The sequence below is a fragment of the Streptomyces atratus genome (assembly GCF_014648655.1).
Classification (GTDB): Bacteria; Actinomycetota; Actinomycetes; order Streptomycetales; family Streptomycetaceae; genus Streptomyces; species Streptomyces atratus.
This window is the reverse complement of the sequence record NZ_BMRN01000003.1, coordinates 218,209-241,759: the sequence shown is the minus strand read 5'-3', so window position 1 is coordinate 241,759 and position 23,551 is coordinate 218,209. Positions and strand designations below refer to the sequence as shown.

Here is a 23,551-nt window from a genome sequence, read left to right as displayed (position 1 = left end):
TGAACGGGTCCGGGGAGAGCCGGCCGGATCACGGGGATCCGGCCGGCCAACCCGTCAGACCTCTTCGACGCTGCTCGGCTCGCGCCGGGACAGGTCGATACCGAGCTCCTCCGCCGCGCGGAAGACGTCCTCGTCCGTGTCGCGCATCTCGATGGACATGCCGTCCGAGGACAGCACCTCCACGTTGAGGCAGAGCGACTGCATTTCCTTGATGAGCACCTTGAAGGACTCGGGAATGCCGGGCTCGGGGATGTTCTCGCCCTTGACGATCGCCTCGTAGACCTTCACGCGGCCGGTCACGTCGTCGGACTTGATCGTCAGCAGTTCCTGGAGGGCGTATGCGGCGCCGTAAGCCTCAAGGGCCCACACCTCCATCTCACCGAAGCGCTGTCCACCGAACTGGGCCTTACCACCCAGCGGCTGCTGGGTGATCATGGAGTACGGGCCCGTCGAACGAGCGTGCAGCTTGTCGTCGACGAGGTGGTGCAGCTTGAGGATGTACATGTACCCGACCGAAACCGGGTCCGGGAACGGCTCACCGGAGCGGCCGTCGAACAGCTTGGCCTTGCCGGAGGGCTGGACCAGGCGGTCGCCGTCGCGGTTCGGGATCGTGGCCTCGAAGAGACCGGAGATCTCGTCCTCGCGCGCACCGTCGAAGACGGGGGTGGCGACGTTGGTGCCGGGGGCGACCTGGTCGGCGCCGATGGCCTGCAGGCGCTTGGCCCACTCGTCACCGAGGCCGGAGACGTCCCAGCCGCGGCTGGCGAGCCAGCCGAGGTGGATCTCCAGGACCTGTCCCGGGTTCATTCGGGACGGAACACCCAGCGGGTTGAGGATGATGTCGACCGGGGTGCCGTCCTCCAGGAACGGCATGTCCTCGATCGGGAGGATCTTCGAGATGACGCCCTTGTTGCCGTGACGGCCGGCGAGCTTGTCACCGTCGGTGATCTTGCGCTTCTGCGCGACGTAGACGCGGACCAGCTGGTTCACGCCCGGCGGCAGCTCGTCGCCCTCTTCGCGGTCGAAGACGCGGACGCCGATGACCTTGCCGATCTCACCGTGCGGCACCTTCAGCGAGGTGTCGCGCACCTCGCGCGCCTTCTCACCGAAGATCGCGCGGAGCAGGCGCTCCTCGGGGGTCAGCTCGGTCTCACCCTTGGGCGTGACCTTGCCGACGAGGATGTCACCGGCGACGACCTCGGCACCGATACGGATGATGCCGCGCTCGTCGAGGTCGGCGAGGACCTCTTCGGAGACGTTCGGGATGTCCCGGGTGATCTCCTCCGGGCCGAGCTTGGTGTCACGGGCGTCGACCTCGTGCTCCTCGATGTGGATCGAGGAGAGGACGTCGTCCTGCACGAGGCGCTGCGACAGGATGATCGCGTCCTCGTAGTTGTGACCCTCCCACGGCATGAACGCCACGAGCAGGTTCTTGCCGAGCGCCATCTCACCGTTCTCGGTGGCCGGCCCGTCGGCGAGGACCTGGCCCTCGATGACCCGGTCGCCCTCGGAGACGACGACCTTCTGGTTGACCGAGGTGCCCTGGTTGGAGCGCGAGAACTTGGCGATGCGGTACGTGGTGTACGTGCCGTCGTCGTTGGTGACGGTGATGTAGTCCGCGGAGACCTCCTGGACCACACCGTCCTTCTCGGCCTTCAGCACGTCACCGGCGTCGGTGGCGCAGCGGTACTCCATGCCGGTGCCGACGAGCGGGGCCTCCGACTTAATCAGCGGCACCGCCTGACGCATCATGTTCGCGCCCATGAGGGCACGGTTGGCGTCGTCGTGCTCCAGGAAGGGGATCATCGCGGTGGCGACGGACACCATCTGGCGCGGCGAGACGTCCATGTAGTCGACGTCCGTGCCGGGCACGTAGTCGACCTCTCCGCCACGGCGGCGGACCAGGACGCGGGGCTCGACGAAACGCAGTTCCTCGGAGAGGGTCGCGTTCGCCTGAGCGATGACGTAGCGGTCTTCCTCGTCGGCCGTGATGTAGTCGACCTCGTCGGTGACCTGGCCGTCGACGACCTTGCGGTACGGCGTCTCGATGAAGCCGAACGCGTTGACGCGGCCGTACGAGGCGAGCGAACCGATCAGACCGATGTTCGGGCCTTCAGGGGTCTCGATCGGGCACATGCGTCCGTAGTGGGACGGGTGCACGTCACGGACCTCGAAGCCGGCCCGCTCACGGGACAGACCACCGGGACCCAGAGCCGAGAGACGACGCTTGTGCGTCAGACCCGACAGCGGGTTGTTCTGGTCCATGAACTGGGACAGCTGGCTGGTGCCGAAGAACTCCTTGATGGAGGCGACGACCGGCCGGATGTTGATCAGGGTCTGCGGCGTGATCGCCTCGACGTCCTGGGTCGTCATGCGCTCACGCACGACGCGCTCCATACGGGCCAGACCCGTACGGACCTGGTTCTGGATGAGCTCGCCGACGTTGCGCAGACGACGGTTGCCGAAGTGGTCGATGTCGTCGGTCTCGACGACGATCGAACGACCGGACTCGCCGACCGTCTCGGTCTCACCGGCGTGCAGCTTGACCAGGTACTTGATGGTCGCGATGACGTCGTCGGTGGTGAGAACGCCGGCGTCCAGCGGCTCGTCGGCGCCGAGCTTCTTGTTCACCTTGTAGCGGCCGACCTTCGCGAGGTCGTAGCGCTTCGGGTTGAAGTAGAGGTTCTCGAGCAGCGTCTGAGCAGCCTCGCGCGTCGGCGGCTCGCCCGGGCGGAGCTTGCGGTAGATGTCGAGCAGCGCGTCGTCCTGGCCCTGGGTGTGGTCCTTCTCCAGGGTGGCGCGCATGGACTCGTACTCGCCGAACTCCTCGAGGATCTGCTCGGTGGTCCAACCGAGAGCCTTCAGGAGAACGGTCACGGACTGCTTGCGCTTGCGGTCGATGCGGACACCGACCATGTCGCGCTTGTCGATCTCCATCTCCAGCCAGGCACCCCGGGACGGGATGATCTTGGCGGAGAAGATGTCCTTGTCGGACGTCTTGTCGATGGAGGAGTCGAAGTAGACACCCGGCGAGCGGACCAGCTGCGACACGACGACACGCTCGGTGCCGTTGATGACGAAGGTGCCCTTGTTGGTCATGAGCGGGAAGTCGCCCATGAAGACCGTCTGGGACTTGATCTCGCCGGTCTCGTTGTTGGTGAACTCGGCCGTGACGAAGAGCGGGGCGGCGAACGTGAAGTCGCGCTCCTTGCACTCGTCGATCGAGTTCTTCGAGGGCTCGAAACGGTGGTCGCGGAACGTAAGCGACATCGACCCGGAGAAGTCCTCGATCGGTGAAATCTCCTCGAAGATTTCCTCCAGGCCGGACTTGGTGGGGACGTCTTGTCCACTGTCCAGAGCAGCCTCGACGCGAGCCTTCCAGGCGGCATTGCCGAGGAGCCAGTCAAAGCTCTCGGTCTGCAGCGCGAGGAGGTTCGGAACCTCGAGGGGCTCCTTGATCTTTGCAAAGGAGATGCGCAGCGGGGCGGTGCTGGCACCGTTGTTCGTATTCGCGGTCGAGGCGTTGCGCGAGGCGGCCAAGAGGGGGTCCTTCCGAGGGCTCGGACTCACTACGCGCGTACCGGTCCCAAGTTGGACACGGAGACAGAAATCCCAGGTCAGGGAGGATCGGCCATCGGTGCTCAAGCGTGGGCATGCCCCTGGTGACGGGCAGGAGGCAGCTAACAGGCAGCGCAAAGGGTCAGTGTAGCCAAACGGCGCACTGATGTCCAGTCGGGGTTCTCAGAGACCCACGTTGCTCTCAACAGCTGTTCTCAACACCTATGACTAGCCCTTGCGCGTGGTGCGCTCTTCTTTACTGCCCTCTTCGCCCACGATCCATGCCTCGGATTCGGATCGATGTGACGACGCGTCCTGAGAATTGCGCGCCGCGTGCGGTTCGTCAAGGCCCCCCTGCCAGGACAGCGCCGCGCGGTCCTCACCCGACCGCTTCCCGGCACCGGCGGACCGCCCCCGAGAGGCAACGGCGAAGATCACCATACTCGTCGCCGCCGGAAGAGCAAGGCACCCGCCGCGGGTGCGCCGAAGGGCGACCACCCGGATGGGTGATCGCCCTTCGCGTTTTGACGTCCGTGCCGTGCGGCACAGGCAGTCAGAAGGAGTCAGCAGACTCCCTGAGTCACTTGACCTCGACGGAAGCGCCGGCGGCCTTGAGGGACTCGGCAGCCTTCTCGGCGGCCTCCTTGGCGACCTTCTCGAGGACCGGCTTCGGGGTGCCGTCGACGAGGTCCTTGGCCTCCTTCAGACCCAGCGAGGTCAGCTCACGCACGACCTTGATGACCTGGATCTTCTTCTCGCCGGCGCCGGTGAGGATGACGTCGAACTCGTCCTTCTCCTCGACGGCCTCGGCAACGGCACCCGGGCCGGCCGGACCGGCGACGGCGACGGCCGCGGCGGCGGTGACGTCGAACTTCTCCTCGAAGGCCTTCACGAACTCGGAGAGCTCGATGAGGGTCATCTCTTCGAACTGCGCGAGCAGGTCGTCCTGGGACAGCTTCGCCATGATGGCGTCCTTCCACTAATTCGGCAGGTGCCGGATGTACATGTAGGCGGGCGTACGTTCGGCCCGCTGCGACCGTCTCCCTAGTGGGCGACGATCAATGCGCGAGCCGAGTTACTCGGCACCGCCCTGCTCTTCGAGCTTGACGCGAAGCGCCTCCGCGGTGCGGACGAACTTCGACGGCAGCGCCTGGAAGAGCGAAGCAGTCTGGGACTGCTTGCCCTTGAAGGCACCGGCCAGCTTGCTGAGCAGAACCTCGCGGGACTCGAGGTCCGCAAGCTTCTTGATCTCATCGGCGGACAGCGCCTTGCCATCAAGGACACCGCCCTTGATGATCAGGTTCGGGTTCTCCTTGGCGAAGTCACGAAGACCCTTCGCCGACTCCACCGGGTCACCGGTGATGAAGGCAACCGCCGTCGGACCAGTGAACTGGTCGTCCAGCGAAGTGATCCCGGCCTCGTTGGCCGCAATCTTGGTCAGCGTGTTCTTCACCACGGCGTACTGGGCGTTCTCACCGAGCGAACGACGCAGCGTCTTGAGCTGCGCCACGGTGAGACCCCGGTACTCGGTCAGCACGGCGGCATTCGAGCTGCGGAACTGGTCCGCGAGCTCGGCTACCGCGGCAGCCTTGTCGGGCCTTGCCATGAGCGTCGGCCTCCTTCCGGGTGATGAGGACCGCTCAGAAGGGGCCGGGAAAGACGAAACGCCCCGGCGCAGGCGCCAGGGCGTAGCTCGACCGAACGAAGTCCGGGAGCTTTCCACAGTCACCTGCGCAGGTCGCCCGTACTCAACGGATCCTTCGGTCACTGTTCCCTCTTGCGAGAGCACAGCAACGACCAGCGGTCTTTGGCTTCTGTAGGAGAGTACGCGACCGTGGTCGCGCCGGGCAAATCCGTCCCGCTCAGGGCGGCCCGGGAGGGTCAGGACGCGCCCGAACCCGCTCCCTGCTGCTGCTTCAGGAGTTCGGCGAAGTCGACCGTGTCGGAGGCCGGGGGCTGCTCGACGGAGACCTTCGTGCCGTAGTCGCTGTAGTACACCGTGGAATTGAGCTCACCGGTCTTCATCTGGCCGCGCTCGGACTTCTTGACCAGCAGATCGTTGTCGTCGACCCAGATGTCGACCGTCTCCGTGGTGATGCCGGCGTCGCTCAGCTGCTTCTTCAGCTGCTCCAGCTGGTCGGCGTCGAGCTCGGAGTTCTTCGCGGTCAGGGCGGCGACGTCGACGGTGCCGGAGTAGTGCGTGGTGGAGACGCCGCGGACGTCCTCCTTGCCGACCTTCTTCACGTCGCCCGAGGCCAGCAGCGACTTCACGCCCTGGTCGGGGGTGGTGTTCTGCATCTGCTGCTTCATCGCCTCGCCGGAGGCGCCCGCCATCTTGGCGAGGTCGGCGTAGCCGTAGCTGATCCAGTGCTTGCCGCCGGTCTGCTTCGCGAAGCCGTCGCCCATGTTGACGACGTAGCCGTCCTTGAAGTAGCGGGCCTGCATGGTGCCGGTGCCACCGCTCTGCTTCATGGCGTCCGCCATGCTGCCGCCGGTGTACGTGATTTCCATGGCGCCGGTGAGACCGTCGGTCCAGTCGATGGTGCCGGTCTGCTTCATGGACATGGTGGTGCCCATCTGGGTGGTGCCCTCGACCTTCGCCGAGCTCTCCCCACCAGTCTTCTTCTGCACGTCGAGCAGCGCGGCAATCGGGTCGGCCTTCACGACGCCGCTGCCCTTGTTGTCGCTCTTGCCGCTGTCCGATCCGCTGCAGGCCGCGACCGACGTCAGCGCCGCTGCCACCGCCACCGACAGACACACGCGTCGCACGGTACTGGTCCTCATGTCAGCTTCCACCCCTCGTTCGGCTCCGTCGGGTCCTCACGCTAACGCACGGCTCCGACACAGCCTTCGGCAATACGGATACAAGGACGGGCCCCGCACCTCGAAAGGTTGCGGGGCCCGTCAATGTCACACGTGACGCGGCGTACTGCCGAGCGCGAGGGCTCAGACGGCGGCCGGGTCCTCCTCGACGAGGAGGTTACGGGTGCGGCCGGCGTCCAGCGGGATGCCGGGGCCCATCGTGGTGGCCAGGGTGGCCTTCTTGATGTAGCGGCCCTTGGCGGCGGACGGCTTCAGACGGAGGATCTCCTCCAGCGCCGCTGCGTAGTTCTCCACCAGCTTGGTGTCGTCGAACGAGACCTTGCCGATGATGAAGTGCAGGTTCGAGTGCTTGTCGACGCGGAACTCGATCTTGCCGCCCTTGATGTCGTTGACAGCCTTCGCGACATCGGGGGTGACAGTGCCGGTCTTCGGGTTCGGCATCAGACCACGCGGACCGAGCACCCGGCCGAGACGGCCGACCTTGCCCATGAGGTCCGGGGTGGCGACGACGGCGTCGAAGTCCAGACGGCCCTTCGCCACCTCGTCGATGAGCTCGTCGGCGCCGACGATGTCGGCGCCCGCGGCTTCCGCGGCCGCAGCACGGTCACCGGTCGCGAAGACCAGGACCCGGGCGGTCTTGCCGGTGCCGTGCGGGAGGTTCACGGTGCCACGGACCATCTGGTCGGCCTTGCGAGGGTCAACACCCAGGCAGAACGCGACCTCGACGGTGCCGTCGAACTTGGTGGAGGCGGTCTCCTTGGCGAGACGGACGGCCTCGAGCGGGGCGTAGTTGCGCGCCCGGTCGATCTTGGCGTCCGCAGCGCGGAGGTTCTTGCTGCGCTTCACTTCTACTCCTGTGGTTTCAGGGTGTGGAGTCGTGGTGCGGGCCAGCGCTTGGCCCTACCACTGAGGACGTGAGGGGCTGAATCAGCCTTCGACCGTGATGCCCATGGAACGGGCGGTGCCAGCGATGATCTTCGACGCGGCGTCGAGGTCGTTGGCGTTCAGGTCGGGGAGCTTCGTCGTGGCGATCTCACGGACCTGGGCAGCCGTCAGCTTGGCGACCTTGGTCTTGTGCGGCTCGCCGGAGCCCTTCTCCACGCCCGCGGCCTTGAGGATCAGCTTCGCGGCCGGCGGAGTCTTGGTGACGAAGGTGAAGGAACGGTCCTCGTAGACCGTGATCTCCACCGGCACGACCATGCCACGCTGCGACTCGGTCGCGGCGTTGTAGGCCTTGCAGAATTCCATGATGTTGACGCCGTGCTGGCCGAGCGCGGGGCCGACCGGCGGGGCCGGGTTGGCCGCACCGGCGTTGATCTGGAGCTTGATAAGCCCCGTGACCTTCTTCTTCTTGGGAGGCATTGCTCTCTCCGGGTCCTAGTGAGAGTGTTTCGCCGCCGTCCGGTCATCCGGATGGAGGCATACCGCACAACGATAACGGGTATGGCTGCGCGACCAAAAACCGAGCAGGTCAGACAGGCTGTGAAGCCGGTCTGACCTGCTGGGTAGGCATGTGTCCAGAAACTGGCGGGAAGCCGCTAGTTCTTCTGGATCTGGTCGAAGCTGAGCTCGACCGGCGTCTCGCGGCCGAAGATCTCGACGAGACCCTTGACCTTCTTCGAGTCGGCGTTGATCTCGTTGATCGTCGCCTGCAGCGTCGCGAACGGGCCGTCGGTGACGGTGACCGAGTCGCCCACCTCGAAGTCGAGCACCTGCACCTCGACCTTGCGGGACGGAACCGGCTTGCCCTCGGCCTCGGCGGCCTCGCGGGCGGCCTTCTCCTCGGCCTCCGGGGCGAGCATCTTGACGATCTCGTCCAGGGTCAGCGGGTACGGGTCGTAGGCGTTGCCCACGAAGCCCGTGACGCCGGGGGTGTTGCGGACGACGCCCCAGGACTCGTTCGTCAGATCCATGCGCACCAGGACATAGCCCGGGAGCTTGTTCTGGCGAACGTTCTTGCGCTCGCCGTTCTTGATCTGGACGATCTCTTCCTCGGGCACTTCGGCCTGGTAGATGAACTCCTCGACGTTGAGCGAGACGGCGCGCTGCTCCAGGTTGGCCTTCACGCGCTTCTCGTAACCGGCGTACGTGTGGATGACGTACCACTCGCCGGGAAGGCCGCGCAGCTCCTCGCGCAGGGCGGTGACGGCGTCGACGGGGGCGGCCGGCTCGGCTTCCTCCCCGACTTCCTCGTCAGCCTCGGCAGGCTCGTCGGCCTCGTCGTCGCTCTCGGAACCGGAGTCGGCCTCCGCGGCCTCGTCGTCGTCCTCGGTGTGCAGGGCGGCCTGCTCGGCGGGCTCACCTGCGGCGGCGTCGGCAGCGTCGGCCTGGTCCGGCTCCTCGGCGTCCGCCGCCTCGACGATGTCGAGCTCGTCCTCGGCGGACTCGAAGGCGCCCGCCGTCGGCTCGACGGCGTCGTTCAGGTTCGGGTCAGACACGGTGGCTGCTTCTTCCTGGATACAAATGGGTGGAACATGCGAAAGAGGCGCCCATGAGGCGCCCTCCGCGGGATCAGCCGAAGACGTACTTGATGACCCGCTGGAATCCGAAGTCAATCACGGTCACCAGACCAATCATGACGACGACGAAGACAATCACCACTGAGGTGTATGTCGTCAGCTGATTACGAGTCGGCCAGACGACCTTGCGCAACTCGGCGACGATCTGGCGGTAGAACAGCGCGAGGCGGCCCAGAGGACCCTTCTTACCGCGCTTGCCGCCCTTCCGGGTCTTCTTCTTCGACTCGGGTACTTCATCCTCGGCATCAGGCATGTCGATGGAGCCCACGGCGTCCGTCACGCTTCTCACCTGATTCCGGGTCATGGCCGTGCCGCGCCCGGTGGAGCCGCACGGCGGTGCATTGAAGTACGTACATGCGCACACATCCTGGCGAAGGAGTGTGTAGCAGGGCCGGAGGGACTTGAACCCCCAACCGCTGGTTTTGGAGACCAGTGCTCTACCAATTGAGCTACGACCCTTTGTGGTTTCCACCAACCTACCGCATCTTCCCCGATGCTCCGGGTGCAGGAACGGTGCGGCTGGTGAAGGCCAACGACAGGTGAGTGTACGTGTTCAGCGGCCCGGCGTCGAACAGATAGCTCCCGACAACTCCTGGTCGCATGTTGTCCGCATGCTGTCCGAGTCCTGTCCGGTCCCTGAAACCCCTGTGCCGACAGGGATCGCGGTCTGGGACCATGGGCGTCATGAGCGCTGCAACTTCTCCCTCCGAGCGCCGGGTCTCCGCCCGCATCGGTGCAATCTCCGAGTCCGCCACCCTCGCCGTCGACGCCAAGGCCAAGGCCCTCAAGGCCGCCGGCCGCCCGGTGATCGGCTTCGGTGCCGGTGAGCCCGACTTCCCGACCCCCGGATACATCGTCGAGGCCGCGGTGGAGGCCTGCCGCAACCCGAAGTACCACCGTTACACCCCTGCGGGAGGGCTCCCGGAGCTCAAGGCCGCCATTGCGGAGAAGACGCTGCGCGACTCCGGCTACGAGGTCGACGCCTCCCAGATCCTGGTGACCAACGGCGGCAAGCAGGCCATCTACGAGGCGTTCGCCGCGATCCTCGACCCGGGCGACGAGGTCATCGTCCCGGCTCCGTACTGGACCACCTACCCCGAGTCGATCCGGCTGGCCGGCGGTGTCCCGGTGGAGGTCGTGGCCGACGAGACCACCGGTTACCGGGTCTCCGTCGAGCAGCTGGAGGCGGCGCGCACCGAGCGTACGAAGGTCGTCCTGTTCGTCTCCCCGTCGAACCCGACCGGTGCGGTGTACAGCGAGGCCGACGCCAAGGCGATCGGCGAGTGGGCCGTCGAGCACGGCCTGTGGGTGCTGACCGACGAGATCTACGAGCACCTGGTCTACGGCACCGCGAAGTTCACCTCACTGCCCGCGATCGTGCCCGAGCTGCGTGACAAGTGCATCGTGGTCAACGGTGTCGCCAAGACGTACGCGATGACCGGCTGGCGCGTGGGCTGGCTCATCGGCCCGAAGGACGTCGTCAAGGCCGCGACCAACCTGCAGTCGCACGCCACGTCCAACGTCTCCAACGTCGCCCAGGTCGCAGCGCTGGCCGCCGTCTCCGGGAACCTGGACGCGGTCGCCGAGATGCGTACCGCCTTCGACCGGCGCCGGCAGACCATCGTCCGGATGCTCAACGAGATCGACGGCGTGCTGTGCCCGGAACCCGAGGGGGCGTTCTACGCGTACCCCTCGGTGAAGGATCTGCTCGGCAAGGAGATCCGCGGCAAGCGTCCGGCCACCGCGGTCGAGCTGGCGGCGCTCATCCTGGACGAGGCCGAGGTCGCGGTCGTTCCGGGCGAGGCCTTCGGTACGCCGGGCTACCTGCGGCTCTCGTACGCCCTGGGTGACGACGACCTCGTCGAGGGCATCTCGCGGCTCCAGAAGCTGCTGGGCGAGGCCAAGGCCTGACGCCTCCGTAGTGCATATGAGCGGGTCCCCGGCCGAGCCGGGGGCCCGCTCATGCGTTCAGGCAAGCGCTCGTTCGATGAATCCGGCTGCCTGGACCGAGATCCTTGCGGCAGGATCTTGGAGTGACTCCTCCCCCTACAAGAGGGGGCTTCTCATGTGGTCGACTATTGGCCGCATGACGGACAAGCCCTGCCCGACGCCTTTCGGCACAGTGCGGAGCGTAACAGCTACAGAAGGTGATCGGACATGGATCGTGACGTCCGGCTGTTGCCCAAGGCCCACCTGCACTTGCATTTCACCGGGTCGATGCGGCCCACGACCCTGCTCGAACTCGCCGACAAGTACGGCGTGCATCTGCCGGATGCCCTGACCGGCGGCGAACCGCCGAAACTGCGGGCCACGGACGAGCGCGGGTGGTTCCGCTTCCAGCGGCTCTACGACATCGCCCGGTCCTGCCTCAGGGCCCCCGAGGACATTCAGCGGCTGGTGCGCGAGGCGGCCCAGGAGGACGTCGCGGACGGCTCCGGCTGGCTGGAGATCCAGGTCGACCCCACCTCGTACGCCCCGCTGCTCGGCGGGCTGATCCCGGCGATCGAGATCATCCTGGACGCGGTGGACAGCGCGTCGCGCGAGACGGGTCTGCCGATCCGGGTGGTGATCGCGGCCAACCGGATGAAACATCCGCTGGACGCCCGCACCCTCGCCCGGCTCGCGGTGCGGTACGTGGACCGGGGTGTCGTCGGATTCGGGCTCTCCAACGACGAGCGCCGCGGAATGGCGCGGGACTTCGACCGGGCCTTCGCCATCGCCCGCGACGGCGGCCTGCTGGCGGCCCCGCACGGCGGCGAGCTGGCCGGCCCTGCGAGCGTGCGGGACTGCCTGGACGATCTGGACGCGGCCCGGATCGGGCACGGCGTACGGGCTGCCGAGGACCCGCGGCTGCTGCGCAGGCTGGCGGAGCGTGGGGTGACCTGCGAGGTGTGCCCATCGTCGAACGTGGCGCTGGGCGTCTACGAGAAGCCCGCCGACGTACCCCTGCGCAAACTGTTCGAAGCCGGGGTACCGATGGCGCTGGGTGCGGACGACCCGCTGCTCTTCGGCTCCCGGCTGGCCGCGCAGTACGACCTCGTACGGCGCCACCACGCGTTCACGGACGAGGAGCTGGCGGAACTGGCCAGGCAGTCGGTGCGCGGCTCCGCAGCGCCGGCCACGGTACGGACGGAGCTCCTGGCGCGCATCGATGACTGGCTGTCGAAGCCGGCAGGCCAGGAACCCGGTCCGGGATTGGTTCCCCCCGACCGGCGGTCGGGTCCGGTCTACGCCCCGACGCCCCGCATCAGCGTCCTGGCCACGGACGCGGCGAACGCATCGAGGGACTGCGGCGGCCCCCCGCCCTCCGTGGCCTCGTAGGCGAACGCCCGCTGCGCGCAGGCCCCCAGGAGCAGCGAGGCGGCCGCGTAGGTGTCCGCGTCGGCCCGTACCCGCCCGGCGGCCTGCTCGGAGCGCAGATACGCGTCCAGGCCGCGGATGGGCATGTGCGGGCCGGTGCCCAGCTCCCTCATCGCCGCGTTGTGGCGTTCCTTGAGCCTGGGCTCGGCGTACAGCGAGGCGGCGATCGGGAAGCTCTGTTCGTAGAAGAGGGCGGCCTGGCGGGCGATCTCGGTGAGGTTCTGCTCGACGGTGCGCTCCCCCGCCCCAGGGGTCTCGATGAGCCGCTTCAGCAGCGGGTTGAGCCTGGGCAGCCGCTCTTTGAGCACGGCCACGAACAGCTCTTCCTTGCTGGGGAAGTGCTTGTAGAGCGCGGCCTCCGAGCAGCCTGCGGCTCTGGCGATCTCCTTGGTGGTGGCGCGGGCCAGGCCGATGGTGAGCATCAGCTGATGGGCGGCGTCGATGATGCGGACGCGGGCCGGCTTCTGCTCCATGTGCACTCCAATGAAGCTTGACGAGGTGGTGAGTATCCGCTCACTCTAGGGGTGAGTGAATACTTACCCACCCCGGAGGGTGCGCAATGAGGATCACGGTGTTCGGTGCGACGGGCGGCATCGGTCGGGAAATCGTCCGCCAAGCGGTGGCGGCGGGCCATGAAGTGACTGCGGTGGTCCGCGATCCGGCGCGACTGCCCGTACCGCTCTCCGCCGTACGGGTCCACACTGCGGCGCGCGTCGACGACGCGGAGGCGCTGCGCGAGGCGGTCGCGGGCCGGGACGCGGTGCTTTCCGGCCTCGGCTCGCGCGGTCGGAAGGCCGACGGGATCGCCGAGCGGCTCACCCGGTCGGTGCTGCGGGCGATGGAGGCCGAGGGGACGCGGCGGCTGCTGGTGGTCAGCGCGGCCCCGGTCGCACCAGAGCCCGCGGACGACCCGTTGCTGGACCGGATGATGCTGAAGGCGATCGGGGCGATCCTCAAGGAGGTCTACGCGGACCTGACGCTGATGGAGGCCGCGCTGGCCCGCAGCGCGACGGACTGGACGTCCGTACGACCGCCGAAGCTCACCGACGGGCCGCTGACGGGGACGTACCGCACGGTCTACGGCAGCAACCCGCGCAGCGGCCGGTCCATCTCGCGGGCCGATGTGGCGCACGCGATGCTGGCGCTGATCGACGATCCGGCGGCGGTGAAGCAGGGCGTGGGCGTGGCGTACTGAGCGCTGCGCCCGCTACAGGGTCACGCCGACCGTAACGGGTTCGTTGACGAGCGTGATGCCGAACGCCTCGTGGACCCCGGCGACGACCTCACGGGCGAGCGCGAGGAGGTCCTCGGTGGTCGCGCCGCCGCGATTGGTGAGCGCGAGGGTGTGCTTGGTGGAGATACGGGCCGGTCCCGTGCCGTATCCCTTGGTAAAACCGGCCTTGTCGATGAGCCAGGCCGCGGAGGTCTTGGTGCGTCCCCCGCCCGCGGGGAAGGCGGGGGGCGTCACCTCGGGGCCGAGCCGGTCCTTGGCACGGGCGAGGAACGCCTCGTACTCGGCCTCCTCCAGGATCGGGTTGGTGAAGAAGGAACCGGCCGACCAGGAGTCGTGGTCCTCCGGGTCCAGCACCATGCCCTTGCCGGCGCGGAGCTTGAGCACCGTTTCGCGGGCCGCCGCGGCGGGCACGCGCTCGCCCTGTTCGACGCCCATGACGCGGGCCGTTTCGGGGTACTTCAGGGGCGCCGACAGACCGCCCGCCTCTTCCAGCTCGAAGCGGACACGCAGCACCACGAAGCGGTCGGATTCGGCCTTGAAGCGACTGTGCCGGTACGAGAATGCGCACTCGGCGTTCGGGATGGTGACCGTTTCACGGGTGTACCGGTCGTAGGCGACGACCTCCGTGATGGTGGAGGACACTTCCTGGCCGTAGGCGCCCACGTTCTGGATCGGTGTCGCCCCTGCGGAGCCCGGAATTCCGGCCAGGCACTCGATGCCTGCGAGACCGGCTTCGACGGTGCGGGCGACAGCGTCCGTCCAGACCTCCCCGGCGGCCAGTTCCAGCGTCGTACCGTCCAGGGCGAAGCCCTCGGTCGCGATGCGCAGGGCGGTGCCGTCGAACCCCTTGTCGCCGATGACCAGGTTGCTGCCGCCGCCGATGACCAGGAGCGGGGTGCCGCTCTCGTCGGCCTCGCGCACGGCTTCGATCACCTCGGCGTCGGTCGTCGCCGTGAGAAGGCGGGCGGCGGGGCCGCCGAGCCGGAAGGTGGTCAGGGGGGCGAGGGGGGCGTCGTGGAGTTCCTGCACGGGGACAAGAGTACGGTCCGTGCCCCCGCCGCTCGGGCGGGGCCACGGACCGTACGCGCGCAGCCGTGGGTCAGGCGGCGACGGGAATGCGTCCCTCGACCGCCTCGGGCTCCGGGGCCGGGACGTTGCGGCGGCCCGGGATGAGCAGGGCGACGAGGGCGGCCAGCGCCACCACACCGGCGCCTATCCACACCGCCGGAACGATCCCGTCCGTGAAGGACTGCGCGGAGTCGTAACCGCCCTGCGAGGAGAAGACCGTGGCGAGCACGGCGACCCCGAGGGCTCCGCCGACCTCGCGCAGGGCGTTGTTGGCACCGGAGGCGATGCCCTGTTCGGCAGGGCGGACGCTGGACATCACGAGGCCGGCGGCGGGCGCGAAGTACAGGGCCATGCCGACGCCGCCGACGATCAGGCCGGGCAGCTGCGAGGAGTACGAGGCGTCGGGCCCGATGACCACTGCGAAGAGTGCGAGGCCGACCGCCTGGAGAGCGAGCCCGGCTACGACCACGGGGCGGCCGCCGAGCCGGTCGGAGAGCATGCCCGCGATGGGTGCGACCAGCATCGGCATTCCGGTCCAGGGCAGCATCCGCAGGCCGGCCTCGGTGGGCGAGTACCCCAGCACGCCCTGGAAGTACTGGCTGAGCAGGAAGATCGACCCGAACATCCCGAGGAACATCAGCAGGCCGGCCATGTTGATCCCGAAGAACGCACGGCTGCGGAAGAGTCGCATGGGCAGCATCGGGTTCTTCGCGTGGAAGCCGTGGTGGATGAATCCGCCGATGAGCGCGGCGCCGACGAACAGGGCCGTGAGGACGGTGGGGCTGGTCCAGCCGTCGGAATCGGCGTTGACCAGGCCGTAGACGATGCCGAAGAGTCCGGCGCTGACCAGGAGTGTGCCGGGTATGTCGAGCCGTGAGTCCGGCGCGTGCGACTCCGTCAGGCGCAGCCGCGCCAGCGGCAGCAGGACCAGACCGATCGGGACGTTCAGCCAGAAGATCCACTGCCAGGACAGGTGCTCGGTGAGACTGCCGCCGATCAGCGGTCCGCCGGCCACGGCCAGTCCGGTGATGGCGCTGAAGATGCCGAGCGCGGCACCGCGGCGTGCGGGCGGCACGGCGGCCGTGAGCAGCGTGAGCGTCAGCGGCATCATGATCGCCGCGCCCACGCCCTGGACGGCCCGGAAGGCGATCAGCTCGTTGATCCCGGGCGAGAGTGCTGCCGCGGCGGAGGCGCCGGTGAAGACGGTGAGCCCGGCGAGGAAGAGCCGGCGCCGGCCGAACCGGTCGCCGAGGGCAGCCCCGAGCATCAGCAGGACGGCGAAGGTGAGGGTGTACGCGTTCACGGTCCATTCGAGCTCCGTCAGTTCGCCGCCGAGGCTCTCGCGGATGGAGGGCAGGGCGGTGGTGACGACGAGGTTGTCGAGGGCCGCCATGAATCCGGCGACGCTGGTGATGACAAGGGCCCAGACCGCTCCCGAGCGGCCTGCTGTGTGCTGGTTCACTGCTCCCCCTGGGGGTTAGTTATCAATGACTAACTTCTCTGGGCAGAAAACCGGGCAGAACCCGGGTCGCACCGCTCAGGCGATCGGCCTGGCCGAGTCGTAGAACCCCGACCAGATCCGGTGACCGGCCGGGAAACCGAGCGAGGCCAGGGTGTTGACGAGCATGCCGTACGCGAGAAACGTCGTCGTCTCACCGAGATCGGCGCCGAGTGCGAGATGGATCTCGTCCCACATCTGCAGCCAGCCGGCCCGAGTCGACTCGCCGAACTCGTGATCCCCCGAGGCCTCGGCCGCCGCGACGGCCGCGTACGTCTGCATCTGCATCTGCAGCTTGTCCGGATCGCCGACGATCAGGCGCTGATACGCCGCGGCCATGGCATGCAGCGCCTCGTCACCCTCAAGACCTTCGGCCGCATCGGAGAAGACCTTCCGGGTGTCCGCGAGGCAGCGCTCGGCGGCGGCGAGGAACATGGCCTGCTTGTTGGGGAAGAGACGGAAGAGGTACGGCTGCGAGACACCGACGCGCTTGGCAATCGCCTCGGTGGAGGTGGCGGCGTAACCGCCTCGGGCGAACTCGGTGATCGCCGCACGGATGACGCTCTCGCGCCGCTCTTCTGCACTCATCCTTGCCATGCAGGAAAGTTAGTGCTCAATCACTAACTAAGTCAAGCGGTCTACCGGGGCCCGTCGAACGACGCGTCGGGCGGCGGCAGGAGTGAGGGCCCCGCCCGAGCCCGCATGCGTGAGGGGCACCGCCCAAGGACAGTGCCCCTCACCCGCACGGGGCGGCCTCAGCCGAGCCGCACCACCGCACGGGACATGCCCAGCACCTTCTTGCCCTCGCTCATGGCCGTCAGGTCCACCCGCACCTGCTTGTCGTCCAGGAGGGCGGCCACCTTGGCGCTGACCTCGATCAGAGCGCCCTTGTCGTCGTTCGGCACGACTACCGGCTTGGTGAACCGCACCCCGTACTCGACGACCGCACCCGGGTCGCCGACCCAGTCCGTGACCACCCGGATCGCCTCGGCCATGGTGAACATGCCGTGCGCGATCACATCCGGCAGTCCGACCTCGCGGGCGAACTTCTCGTTCCAGTGGATCGGGTTGAAGTCACCGGAAGCGCCCGCGTACTGCACCAGCGTCGCCCGGCTCACCGGGAAGGACTGCGCCGGCAGCTCCGTACCGACCTCGACCGACTCGTAAGCAACCTTCGCCGTCATCACGCCTCCTCGGTAGCACGCGCCACCAGCTTCGTCCACGCGGTCACGACGTGCTCACCGGATTCGTCGTGGACCTCGCCACGGATGTCCAGGACGTCGTTGCCCGCCAGGGACTTGATGCCCTCGATCGTCGAGGTGACCGTCAGCCGGTCCCCCGCCCGCACGGGGCGCACATAGGCGAACTTCTGGTCACCGTGCACCACGCGGCTGTAGTCCAGGCCCAGCTGCGGGTCCTGCACCACCTGCCCCGCGGCCTTGAAGGTGATCGAGAAGACGAACGTCGGCGGCGCGATCACATCGCTGTGGCCGAGCGCCTTGGCGGCCTCGGGGTCGACGTACACCGGATTCGTGTCGCCCACCGCCTCGGCGAACTCGCGGATCTTCTCCCGGCCGACCTCGTACGGCGGGGTGGGCGGATAGATCCGCCCCACGAAGGACTGGTCGAGCGCCATGAGCTCGCTACCTCCTGATGAAAGATGAAAAGGCCGAAGGACAGCCCCCATACAACGACACGAGGCCGCCCCCAGTGGGGACGGCCTCGTGTACGAGCCTGTTTCAGCGCGTTTCGCGGTGCGCAGTGTGCGAGTTGCAGCGCGGGCAGTGCTTCTTCATCTCAAGACGGTCCGGGTTGTTACGCCGGTTCTTCTTGGTGATGTAGTTCCGCTCCTTGCACTCCACGCAGGCCAGCGTGATCTTCGGGCGGACGTCGGTGGCAGCCACGTGAGTGCTCCTTGGACGGACGGATGGACGGATGAACGCAAAAAAGAGTAGCCGATCGAAGGACCGACCCCACAATCGGCTACCGTAAGTAGCGGTGACCGGACTTGAACCGGTGACACAGCGATTATGAGCCGCTTGCTCTACCGACTGAGCTACACCGCTTTGATGACGAGTCCCCCCGCCGAAGCGGGGTTTCCCGATCACCAGAGCCCCAATGCGGAATCGAACCGCAGACCTTCTCCTTACCATGGAGACGCTCTACCGACTGAGCTATTGGGGCGAGCGATGAAGACATTACACGGTTGGTTGCCGATCGCCCAAATCCGTTTCGACGCCCCGGCCTGCGCCCTCGATCGAGACCCCGTCGATCCCTCGACCGGCGGCCTTTCGGCCCGCCCACCAGCCACTTGAACAGTGCGTCGGCCACCGCATGAGCCACCGCGGCCCCAGCCGTACACCCGTGCCCCGGATACTCCTCAGGGCCACACCGGTACGACTATTTCGCTCCTCCTCGAACCGGACCGAACACGCCCCTAGGCTCGACTCACTCTGCGTGATCTTGTACCCCTTCCCAGGAGCGCGATGCCCGACAGCCAGCCGCGGCGGCCGGACGACGACGCCGCCGACGCGGCCGATGCGACCAGCCGCCCCGCCACCGCCGAGACCGGCACCCTGGTGCTGTGCGGCGCCCGTCTCACCGACGGCCGCATCGTGGACGTACGGCTCGGCGGCAGCCGCATCGAGGCCGTCGGCACCGCGGGCAGCCTGACCGCACCGGGTCCGCGGGTGGACCTGCGCGGCTATCTTCTGCTCCCCGCCCCCGCCGAGCCCCACGCCCACAGCGACACCGCGCTCACCGCCCACGGTGCGGGCCCCGACAGTCCGGGACCCGTGTCGCACCGCCGGGAGGACATCCAGCGCCGCGCCACCGAGGCTTCCCTGCTGCAGCTCGGCCACGGCGCCACCGCGCTGCGCGCACACGTGCGGATCGGGGACGTCCAGGGCCTCACCTCCCTCGGAGCCGTACTGCAGGCGCGCCGCTCGCTGCGCGGACTCGCCGAGCTGACCCCTGTCGCCGTACCCCGACTGCTCACCGGCGTCGCGGGCGCCGACAACCTGGCCATGCTGCGTGACGCCGTGAAGATGGGGGCCGGCGCGGTCGGCGGCTGCCCCGACCTCGACCCGGATCCGGCGGGATACGCGGAAGCCGTCCTGGAGATCGCCGCCGAACAGGGCTGCCCCGTCGATCTGCACACGCACGGTGACGATCCCGCCCGACTCGGCCGACTGGCCGCCATGGCGGGCGGGCTGCGGCCCGGTGTTTCCATCGGCCCGTGCGCCGGCCTGTCCCGGCTTCCCCCTCAGGCCGCGGCCCGCGCCGCCGACCAGCTCGCCGCGGCCGGGGTGACGGTGATCTGCCTCCCCCAGGGCGGCTGCTGCGGGGTGGAAGGCCGGGGCACCGCCCCCGTACGGCTGCTGCGTGCGGCCGGAGTGCGGGTCGCGGCGGGCAGCGGAGCGCTGCGGGACGTCGCAAACCCTGTGGGCCGCGGGGATCCGCTGGAGGCCGCCTACCTGCTGGCCTCGCAGAGCGGGATGCGGGCCGACGAGGCGTACGAGGCGGTCTCCTCGGTCGCGAGGAAGGCGATGGGGCTGCCCGAGGTCAGGGTCGAGGCCGGCTTCCCGGCCGAGCTGCTCGCCGTACGCGGGGAGCAGCTCTCCGGCGTGCTGTCGCTCGCCTACAGCCGGGTCGTGGTGCATCGCGGCCGGGTCGTGACGCGGACGAGCGCGGTGCGCGAGTACTGCGACTCGGAGACCGTCGTCGCCCTCGGTCTGCCCCGCCAGGCCCGGCCGGATTCCGGGCCCTGCGGCGGGCCCTGAGCGCGTGGGCCCGCCGCGGCGTACGGTCGTGAGCATGCGCATTGTCATCGCAGGTGGACATGGTCAGATCGCGCTGCGGCTGGAGCGGCTGCTCGCCGCGCGCGGGGACGAGGCCGTAGGCGTCATCCGGAATCCGGAACAGAGCGAGGACCTCCGGGCGGCAGGCGCCGAGCCGGTCGTCCTGGATCTCGAATCGGCCTCCGTGCAAGAGATGGCGGAGGTGCTGCGCGGCGCCGACGCGGCGGTCTTCGCGGCCGGCGCGGGCCCGAACAGCGGATCGGAACGCAAGGAGACAGTGGATCGCGGCGCGGCGGTGCTGTTCGCGGACGCGGCGGAACGGGCAGGCGTACGGCGCTGCGTAGTGATCTCGTCGATGGGCGCCGACCCCGACCACCCGGGCGACGAGGTCTTCGACGCCTACCTGCGGGCGAAGGGCGCCGCGGACGCGTACGTGCGCTCCAGGACCGCACTCGACTGGACGATCCTGCGCCCCGGAATGCTGACGAACGACGCGGGCACCGGGATGGTCCTCCTGACCGCCTCGACCGGCCGCGGACCGGTACCGCGCGACGACGTGGCGGCGGCGCTGCTGGAGCTGCTGGATACCCCTGCGACTGCGGGGCTGACCCTGGAACTCATCTCGGGGAACATGCCGGTGTCGGTCGCCGTGAAGGACGTGGCGGGGAACTGAGCCGTTGCACACTGAGCCGTTGGTTCGGCTTTCTGACGACTGCACTGCCGGTCCGGGGCGGCCCGCCGCCCCGGTTCAGCCGCCCGGCGCCGGGCGGACCGTGATGCCGTGGCGCTCCAGCAGCGCGGCGGTGACGCCGTCGCCCTCGCGGAGCTCGCCCGTGAACGTACCGTCGTAGACCGCGCCGCGCCCGCAGGAAGGGCTGCGCGCCATCAGCAGCGCCTCGGTGCACCCGGCCCTGCGCGCGGCCTCCAGCGCCCGCCGGGCGCCGTCCACGAACTCCTCCGTCACGTCGTGCCCGGTGTCGTCGACGACGCGGGCGCGACCGTCCAGCACGTCGTGGCCGTCGCCGCCGACGATCTCGGCGGGGCGGCGCGGGGTGGGCAGTCCCGCCGCGACCTCGGGACAGAAGGCGACGGGGCGGCGGTCTCCGATGGCCTCGGTCACTGCGGCGGAGGCCTTGCCGCGGCCGTCGAATCGGCAGGGCACGCCATGCAGACAGGCGCTGACCAACACAGGATCCACGTTCACGAACCTCTTCACGACCCCTCGAGCAGAAACAAAGAAGGCCCCTGTCCTGGGACAGGGGCCTTGCTATGTGGCGGCGCCAGGGTTCGAACCTGGGTAGGCTGAGCCACACCGCCGGGGATTGCTGCCGTGAGAACCGCTTTTCGGCGGTGCTCCGTGGCAACGACGTAAACGATACCCGATGCCCGAGGGTGCTTCGCCACTGGATTGATCAGCGGCCCGATCGGGCGTGGGTGGCTAGGCTTTGATCGGCAGCGTGGGGCCGGCAGGCCCGCAGCCGCCCGTATGCACCCCGTTTCCCAGCACCCCGATACAAGGAGCCACACGTCATGGCCGACTCCAGTTTCGACATCGTCTCGAAGGTCGAGCGGCAGGAGGTCGACAACGCCCTCAACCAGGCCGCCAAGGAGATCTCGCAGCGTTACGACTTCAAGGGCACCGGCGCCTCGATCTCCTGGTCCGGCGAGAAGATCCTGATGGAGGCGAACGGCGAGGAGCGGGTCAAGGCGATCCTCGACATCTTCCAGTCCAAGCTGATCAAGCGCGGCATCTCGCTGAAGTCTCTGGACGCGGGCGAGCCGCAGCTGTCCGGCAAGGAGTACAAGATCTTCGCCACGATCGAGGAAGGCATCTCCCAGGAGAACGCCAAGAAGGTGGCGAAGATCATTCGCGATGAGGGCCCGAAGGGCGTCAAGGCGCAGGTCCAGGGCGATGAGCTGCGGGTCAGCTCGAAGAGCCGGGACGATCTGCAGGCCGTGCAGGCGCTGCTGAAGGGCCAGGACTTCGACTTCGCCGTGCAGTTCGTGAACTACCGGTAGGCCTCCGGCAGGCCGTGCGCCTTCCGGGCACGGGGGGGCGCGGAGCCGGATGCGCCGCTCCGCCCCGCACCCGGGGTGCGATGTCCGAATACCGCCGGTCGCGGCGGAGCGGGGGACGCAGACTTGTCCGTGCCGGACGACGATCCGGTCGATTTCCGGCACGGACAAGGAGGAGAGGGACGAGTCATGACCATGTACGCAACGGTCGACAGCCCGCTGGGTGAGCTGCTGCTGGTCGGCGAGAAGGCCACCGGCACGGACGGCCCAGTCGCGCTCGCCTCACTCTCACTGCCCGGCCAGAAGGGCGCCGCTGTCGTCCAGGACGGGTGGGTCCATGCGCCGGAAGCCTTCGCGGGGATCGCCGCACAGCTGCGGGAGTACTTCGAGGGGCGGCTGACCCGCTTCGACGTCGTGTACGCGGACGGCCTGGGCACCGACTTCCAGCGCCGGGTCTGGGCGGCGCTGGACACTGTCCCGTACGGGGAGACCGTGTCGTACGGGCAGATCGCCGAACGGATCGGTACGCCCGGGGCGGGCGTGCGGGCCGTGGGTACGGCGATCGGGCGCAATCCCCTGCTGGTCGTGCGGCCGTGTCATCGGGTGATCGGCGCGGACGGGGCCTTGCGGGGGTACGCGGGCGGCCTGGAGCGCAAGGAACAGCTTCTGGGGCTGGAAGGCGCCCTGGCGGTGCGCTGACATGTCCGGGCTCTTTCCGAGGCCGCGGGCCGTCGTCGCGCCGGGGGCCGTGCATGTGCCCGAGTGGCTGCCGCAGGAGCGCCAACGGGAGTTGGTGGCGGCCTGCCGGGAATGGGCGCGCGGGCCTGTGCCGTTGCGGCACACGGTGGTGCCGGGTGGCGGGGTGATGTCCGTGCAGACGGTCTGTCTGGGGTGGCACTGGCAGCCGTACCGGTATTCACGCACGGCCGACGATGTGAACGGTGCGCGGGTCGCCGAGTTTCCCGACTGGCTGGCGGAGTTGGGACGGGAGGCGCTGGCAGAGGCGTACGGGGACGAGAGCCCGGCCCGGGCGTACGCGCCGGACGCCGCCCTCATCAACTTCTACGACGGCGCGGCGCGGATGGGCATGCACCAGGACAAGGAGGAGCGGTCCGGTGCTCCGGTGGTGTCACTCAGCATCGGCGACACCTGTGTCTTCCGCTTCGGGAACACCGAGAACCGCGGAAAGCCCTACACGGATGTGGAGTTGACCTCCGGTGACCTGTTCGTCTTCGGCGGGCCTTCACGCTTCGCGTTCCACGGCGTACCGAAGGTCCGTCCGGGGACGGCCGATCCTGCGACGGGGATGAGCCGTGGCCGGCTCAATCTGACCCTGCGCGAGACCGGGTTGGGCACCCCAGGCTCTGACGGGCGTCAGCGGCGTTCGCGGGAGTTTCCGAAGAGCAGCCGGTAGACGATCAGCAGGACCAGCGAACCGCCGATGGCCGCGGCCCAAGTGGCCGTGTCGTAGAAGTCGTTGGAGATCGGTCGGTCGAGGAAGCGCGACGATATCCAGCCGCCGAGGAAGGCACCGATGATCCCTATGAGGGTGGTGCCGACCAGGCCGCCCGGGTCGCGACCCGGGAGCAGGACCTTGGCGATGGCGCCGGCAAGCAGTCCGAGAATGATCCAGCCAATGATGCTCATGCGTGCGAACCTACCCGTCACTCGGTCT

General features: G+C 68.3%; 24 protein-coding genes, 3 tRNA genes and 1 pseudogene. 8 read left to right on the top strand and 20 right to left on the bottom strand.

Translation table 11 applies throughout. The features are described 5' to 3' along the window. Positions 1-54: 54 nt before the first annotated feature. The 9 genes from rpoB to IEZ15_RS06680 all read right to left on the bottom strand — a co-directional run bounded on the left by rpoB (position 55) and on the right by IEZ15_RS06680 (position 9,359). Entirely contained in the window at positions 55-3,540 is a 3,486-nt protein-coding gene (gene rpoB, locus IEZ15_RS06720; RefSeq protein ID WP_114246090.1) for a DNA-directed RNA polymerase subunit beta, read from the bottom strand. 598 nt (positions 3,541-4,138) lie between these two features. Next, complete coding sequence (gene rplL, locus IEZ15_RS06715; protein WP_114246089.1) at positions 4,139-4,522, bottom strand: 50S ribosomal protein L7/L12; 384 nt, start codon at positions 4,520-4,522, stop codon at positions 4,139-4,141. A gap of 111 nt (positions 4,523-4,633) precedes the next feature. Beyond that, positions 4,634-5,164 carry a 50S ribosomal protein L10 gene (gene rplJ / locus IEZ15_RS06710; RefSeq protein ID WP_114246088.1) on the bottom strand — a complete coding sequence of 177 codons (531 nt, stop codon included), beginning with the start codon at positions 5,162-5,164 and terminating at the stop codon, positions 4,634-4,636. A 275-nt stretch (positions 5,165-5,439) separates the two neighbouring features. Further along, entirely contained in the window at positions 5,440-6,342 is a 903-nt protein-coding gene (locus IEZ15_RS06705; protein WP_114246087.1) for an SCO4651 family lipoprotein, read from the bottom strand. A gap of 162 nt (positions 6,343-6,504) precedes the next feature. Continuing rightward, positions 6,505-7,227 carry a 50S ribosomal protein L1 gene (rplA, locus tag IEZ15_RS06700; RefSeq protein ID WP_114246086.1) on the bottom strand — a complete coding sequence of 241 codons (723 nt, stop codon included), beginning with the start codon at positions 7,225-7,227 and terminating at the stop codon, positions 6,505-6,507. An 81-nt stretch (positions 7,228-7,308) separates the two neighbouring features. Next, positions 7,309-7,743: a 50S ribosomal protein L11 gene (gene rplK / locus IEZ15_RS06695; RefSeq protein ID WP_006126872.1), complete on the bottom strand. Its 435-nt coding sequence runs from the start codon at positions 7,741-7,743 to the stop codon at positions 7,309-7,311. A 176-nt stretch (positions 7,744-7,919) separates the two neighbouring features. Further along, the gene (gene nusG, locus IEZ15_RS06690) at positions 7,920-8,819 is read right to left on the bottom strand and encodes a transcription termination/antitermination protein NusG (RefSeq protein WP_189275009.1); all 900 of its coding nucleotides are present in this window, start codon (positions 8,817-8,819) and stop codon (positions 7,920-7,922) included. Between the two features lie 73 nt (positions 8,820-8,892). Beyond that, complete coding sequence (gene secE, locus IEZ15_RS06685) at positions 8,893-9,180, bottom strand: preprotein translocase subunit SecE (protein WP_073732696.1); 288 nt, start codon at positions 9,178-9,180, stop codon at positions 8,893-8,895. Positions 9,181-9,286: 106 nt separating this feature from the next. After that, a tRNA-Trp gene (locus IEZ15_RS06680) sits at positions 9,287-9,359 on the bottom strand. Between the two features lie 225 nt (positions 9,360-9,584). Between IEZ15_RS06680 and IEZ15_RS06675 the strand changes: the two genes are divergently transcribed. Both IEZ15_RS06675 and IEZ15_RS06670 read left to right on the top strand, forming a co-directional pair. Continuing rightward, positions 9,585-10,811: a pyridoxal phosphate-dependent aminotransferase gene (locus IEZ15_RS06675; protein ID WP_189275007.1), complete on the top strand. Its 1,227-nt coding sequence runs from the start codon at positions 9,585-9,587 to the stop codon at positions 10,809-10,811. A gap of 246 nt (positions 10,812-11,057) precedes the next feature. Beyond that, positions 11,058-12,065: pseudogene (locus tag IEZ15_RS06670) on the top strand (adenosine deaminase); the annotation flags it as partial. Between the two features lie 62 nt (positions 12,066-12,127). On the opposite strand, the gene IEZ15_RS06665 reads toward IEZ15_RS06670, so the two are convergent. Next, positions 12,128-12,733, bottom strand: a complete 606-nt coding sequence (locus IEZ15_RS06665; protein ID WP_189275005.1) for a TetR/AcrR family transcriptional regulator — start codon at positions 12,731-12,733, stop codon at positions 12,128-12,130. Positions 12,734-12,819: 86 nt separating this feature from the next. Between IEZ15_RS06665 and IEZ15_RS06660 the strand changes: the two genes are divergently transcribed. Further along, positions 12,820-13,455 (top strand): NAD(P)-dependent oxidoreductase, encoded by a 636-nt coding sequence (locus IEZ15_RS06660; RefSeq protein WP_114246083.1) that lies wholly within the window; start codon positions 12,820-12,822, stop codon positions 13,453-13,455. Positions 13,456-13,467: 12 nt separating this feature from the next. Here the strand turns inward: IEZ15_RS06660 and IEZ15_RS06655 are convergent, their stop codons facing one another. The 8 genes from IEZ15_RS06655 to IEZ15_RS06620 form a co-directional block, all read right to left on the bottom strand. Continuing rightward, complete coding sequence (locus tag IEZ15_RS06655) at positions 13,468-14,523, bottom strand: UDP-N-acetylmuramate dehydrogenase (RefSeq protein ID WP_189275003.1); 1,056 nt, start codon at positions 14,521-14,523, stop codon at positions 13,468-13,470. Between the two features lie 70 nt (positions 14,524-14,593). After that, a complete protein-coding gene (locus IEZ15_RS06650) occupies positions 14,594-16,024 on the bottom strand; it encodes an MFS transporter (protein ID WP_189275001.1) in 1,431 nt (476 codons plus the stop codon). Between the two features lie 75 nt (positions 16,025-16,099). Next, a complete protein-coding gene (locus tag IEZ15_RS06645; protein ID WP_189275369.1) occupies positions 16,100-16,648 on the bottom strand; it encodes a TetR/AcrR family transcriptional regulator in 549 nt (182 codons plus the stop codon). A gap of 167 nt (positions 16,649-16,815) precedes the next feature. Then, the gene (locus IEZ15_RS06640) at positions 16,816-17,244 is read right to left on the bottom strand and encodes a MaoC family dehydratase (RefSeq protein WP_189274999.1); all 429 of its coding nucleotides are present in this window, start codon (positions 17,242-17,244) and stop codon (positions 16,816-16,818) included. Beyond that, positions 17,244-17,696 carry a MaoC family dehydratase N-terminal domain-containing protein gene (locus IEZ15_RS06635; protein WP_189274997.1) on the bottom strand — a complete coding sequence of 151 codons (453 nt, stop codon included), beginning with the start codon at positions 17,694-17,696 and terminating at the stop codon, positions 17,244-17,246. The genes IEZ15_RS06640 and IEZ15_RS06635 overlap by 1 nt, the downstream gene beginning before the upstream one ends. 103 nt (positions 17,697-17,799) lie before the next feature. After that, positions 17,800-17,964, bottom strand: a complete 165-nt coding sequence (gene rpmG / locus IEZ15_RS06630) for a 50S ribosomal protein L33 (RefSeq protein ID WP_003956487.1) — start codon at positions 17,962-17,964, stop codon at positions 17,800-17,802. An 89-nt stretch (positions 17,965-18,053) separates the two neighbouring features. Continuing rightward, positions 18,054-18,126: transfer RNA gene (locus tag IEZ15_RS06625), tRNA-Met, on the bottom strand. Between the two features lie 45 nt (positions 18,127-18,171). Continuing rightward, a tRNA-Thr gene (locus tag IEZ15_RS06620) sits at positions 18,172-18,244 on the bottom strand. A 302-nt stretch (positions 18,245-18,546) separates the two neighbouring features. Here IEZ15_RS06620 and IEZ15_RS06615 point away from each other — a divergent pair. Together IEZ15_RS06615 and IEZ15_RS06610 are read left to right on the top strand one after the other, a co-directional pair. Further along, positions 18,547-19,842: an amidohydrolase family protein gene (locus IEZ15_RS06615; RefSeq protein WP_189274994.1), complete on the top strand. Its 1,296-nt coding sequence runs from the start codon at positions 18,547-18,549 to the stop codon at positions 19,840-19,842. 34 nt (positions 19,843-19,876) lie between these two features. Beyond that, positions 19,877-20,533 (top strand): SDR family oxidoreductase, encoded by a 657-nt coding sequence (locus IEZ15_RS06610; protein ID WP_189274992.1) that lies wholly within the window; start codon positions 19,877-19,879, stop codon positions 20,531-20,533. Between the two features lie 75 nt (positions 20,534-20,608). Here the strand turns inward: IEZ15_RS06610 and IEZ15_RS06605 are convergent, their stop codons facing one another. After that, entirely contained in the window at positions 20,609-21,058 is a 450-nt protein-coding gene (locus IEZ15_RS06605; protein WP_189274990.1) for a 2-thiouracil desulfurase family protein, read from the bottom strand. Positions 21,059-21,390: 332 nt separating this feature from the next. Here IEZ15_RS06605 and IEZ15_RS06600 point away from each other — a divergent pair, with 332 nt between their 5' ends. The 3 genes from IEZ15_RS06600 (at position 21,391) to IEZ15_RS06590 (ending at position 23,290) form a co-directional block, all read left to right on the top strand. After that, positions 21,391-21,879, top strand: coding sequence for a YajQ family cyclic di-GMP-binding protein (locus IEZ15_RS06600; RefSeq protein ID WP_030926258.1), 489 nt, complete (start codon positions 21,391-21,393; stop codon positions 21,877-21,879). Positions 21,880-22,065: 186 nt separating this feature from the next. Then, entirely contained in the window at positions 22,066-22,575 is a 510-nt protein-coding gene (locus IEZ15_RS06595; protein WP_114246076.1) for a methylated-DNA--[protein]-cysteine S-methyltransferase, read from the top strand. Between the two features lies 1 nt (position 22,576). Beyond that, the gene (locus tag IEZ15_RS06590; protein WP_189274988.1) at positions 22,577-23,290 is read left to right on the top strand and encodes an alpha-ketoglutarate-dependent dioxygenase AlkB family protein; all 714 of its coding nucleotides are present in this window, start codon (positions 22,577-22,579) and stop codon (positions 23,288-23,290) included. Here the strand turns inward: IEZ15_RS06590 and IEZ15_RS06585 are convergent. Beyond that, entirely contained in the window at positions 23,251-23,523 is a 273-nt protein-coding gene (locus tag IEZ15_RS06585; RefSeq protein WP_114246074.1) for a GlsB/YeaQ/YmgE family stress response membrane protein, read from the bottom strand. The two genes, IEZ15_RS06590 and IEZ15_RS06585, sit on opposite strands and share 40 nt — an antisense overlap. Between the last annotated feature and the right edge of the window lie 28 nt (positions 23,524-23,551).

What these genes read in the sequence shown, in the direction of transcription:
- rplL (WP_114246089.1), bottom strand. Translation starts at nt 4,522, where the DNA reads ATGGCGAAGCTGTCCCAGGACGACCTGCTCGCGCAGTTCGAAGAGATG.
- rplJ (WP_114246088.1), bottom strand. Translation starts at nt 5,164, where the DNA reads ATGGCAAGGCCCGACAAGGCTGCCGCGGTAGCCGAGCTCGCGGACCAG.
- IEZ15_RS06705 (WP_114246087.1), bottom strand. Translation starts at nt 6,342, where the DNA reads ATGAGGACCAGTACCGTGCGACGCGTGTGTCTGTCGGTGGCGGTGGCA.
- rplK (WP_006126872.1), bottom strand. Translation starts at nt 7,743, where the DNA reads ATGCCTCCCAAGAAGAAGAAGGTCACGGGGCTTATCAAGCTCCAGATC.
- IEZ15_RS06675 (WP_189275007.1), top strand. Translation starts at nt 9,585, where the DNA reads ATGAGCGCTGCAACTTCTCCCTCCGAGCGCCGGGTCTCCGCCCGCATC.
- IEZ15_RS06665 (WP_189275005.1), bottom strand. Translation starts at nt 12,733, where the DNA reads ATGGAGCAGAAGCCGGCCCGCGTCCGCATCATCGACGCCGCCCATCAG.
- IEZ15_RS06660 (WP_114246083.1), top strand. Translation starts at nt 12,820, where the DNA reads ATGAGGATCACGGTGTTCGGTGCGACGGGCGGCATCGGTCGGGAAATC.
- IEZ15_RS06645 (WP_189275369.1), bottom strand. Translation starts at nt 16,648, where the DNA reads ATGAGTGCAGAAGAGCGGCGCGAGAGCGTCATCCGTGCGGCGATCACC.
- IEZ15_RS06640 (WP_189274999.1), bottom strand. Translation starts at nt 17,244, where the DNA reads ATGACGGCGAAGGTTGCTTACGAGTCGGTCGAGGTCGGTACGGAGCTG.
- IEZ15_RS06635 (WP_189274997.1), bottom strand. Translation starts at nt 17,696, where the DNA reads ATGGCGCTCGACCAGTCCTTCGTGGGGCGGATCTATCCGCCCACCCCG.
- IEZ15_RS06615 (WP_189274994.1), top strand. Translation starts at nt 18,547, where the DNA reads ATGCCCGACAGCCAGCCGCGGCGGCCGGACGACGACGCCGCCGACGCG.
- IEZ15_RS06610 (WP_189274992.1), top strand. Translation starts at nt 19,877, where the DNA reads ATGCGCATTGTCATCGCAGGTGGACATGGTCAGATCGCGCTGCGGCTG.
- IEZ15_RS06600 (WP_030926258.1), top strand. Translation starts at nt 21,391, where the DNA reads ATGGCCGACTCCAGTTTCGACATCGTCTCGAAGGTCGAGCGGCAGGAG.
- IEZ15_RS06595 (WP_114246076.1), top strand. Translation starts at nt 22,066, where the DNA reads ATGACCATGTACGCAACGGTCGACAGCCCGCTGGGTGAGCTGCTGCTG.
- IEZ15_RS06590 (WP_189274988.1), top strand. Translation starts at nt 22,577, where the DNA reads ATGTCCGGGCTCTTTCCGAGGCCGCGGGCCGTCGTCGCGCCGGGGGCC.
- IEZ15_RS06585 (WP_114246074.1), bottom strand. Translation starts at nt 23,523, where the DNA reads ATGAGCATCATTGGCTGGATCATTCTCGGACTGCTTGCCGGCGCCATC.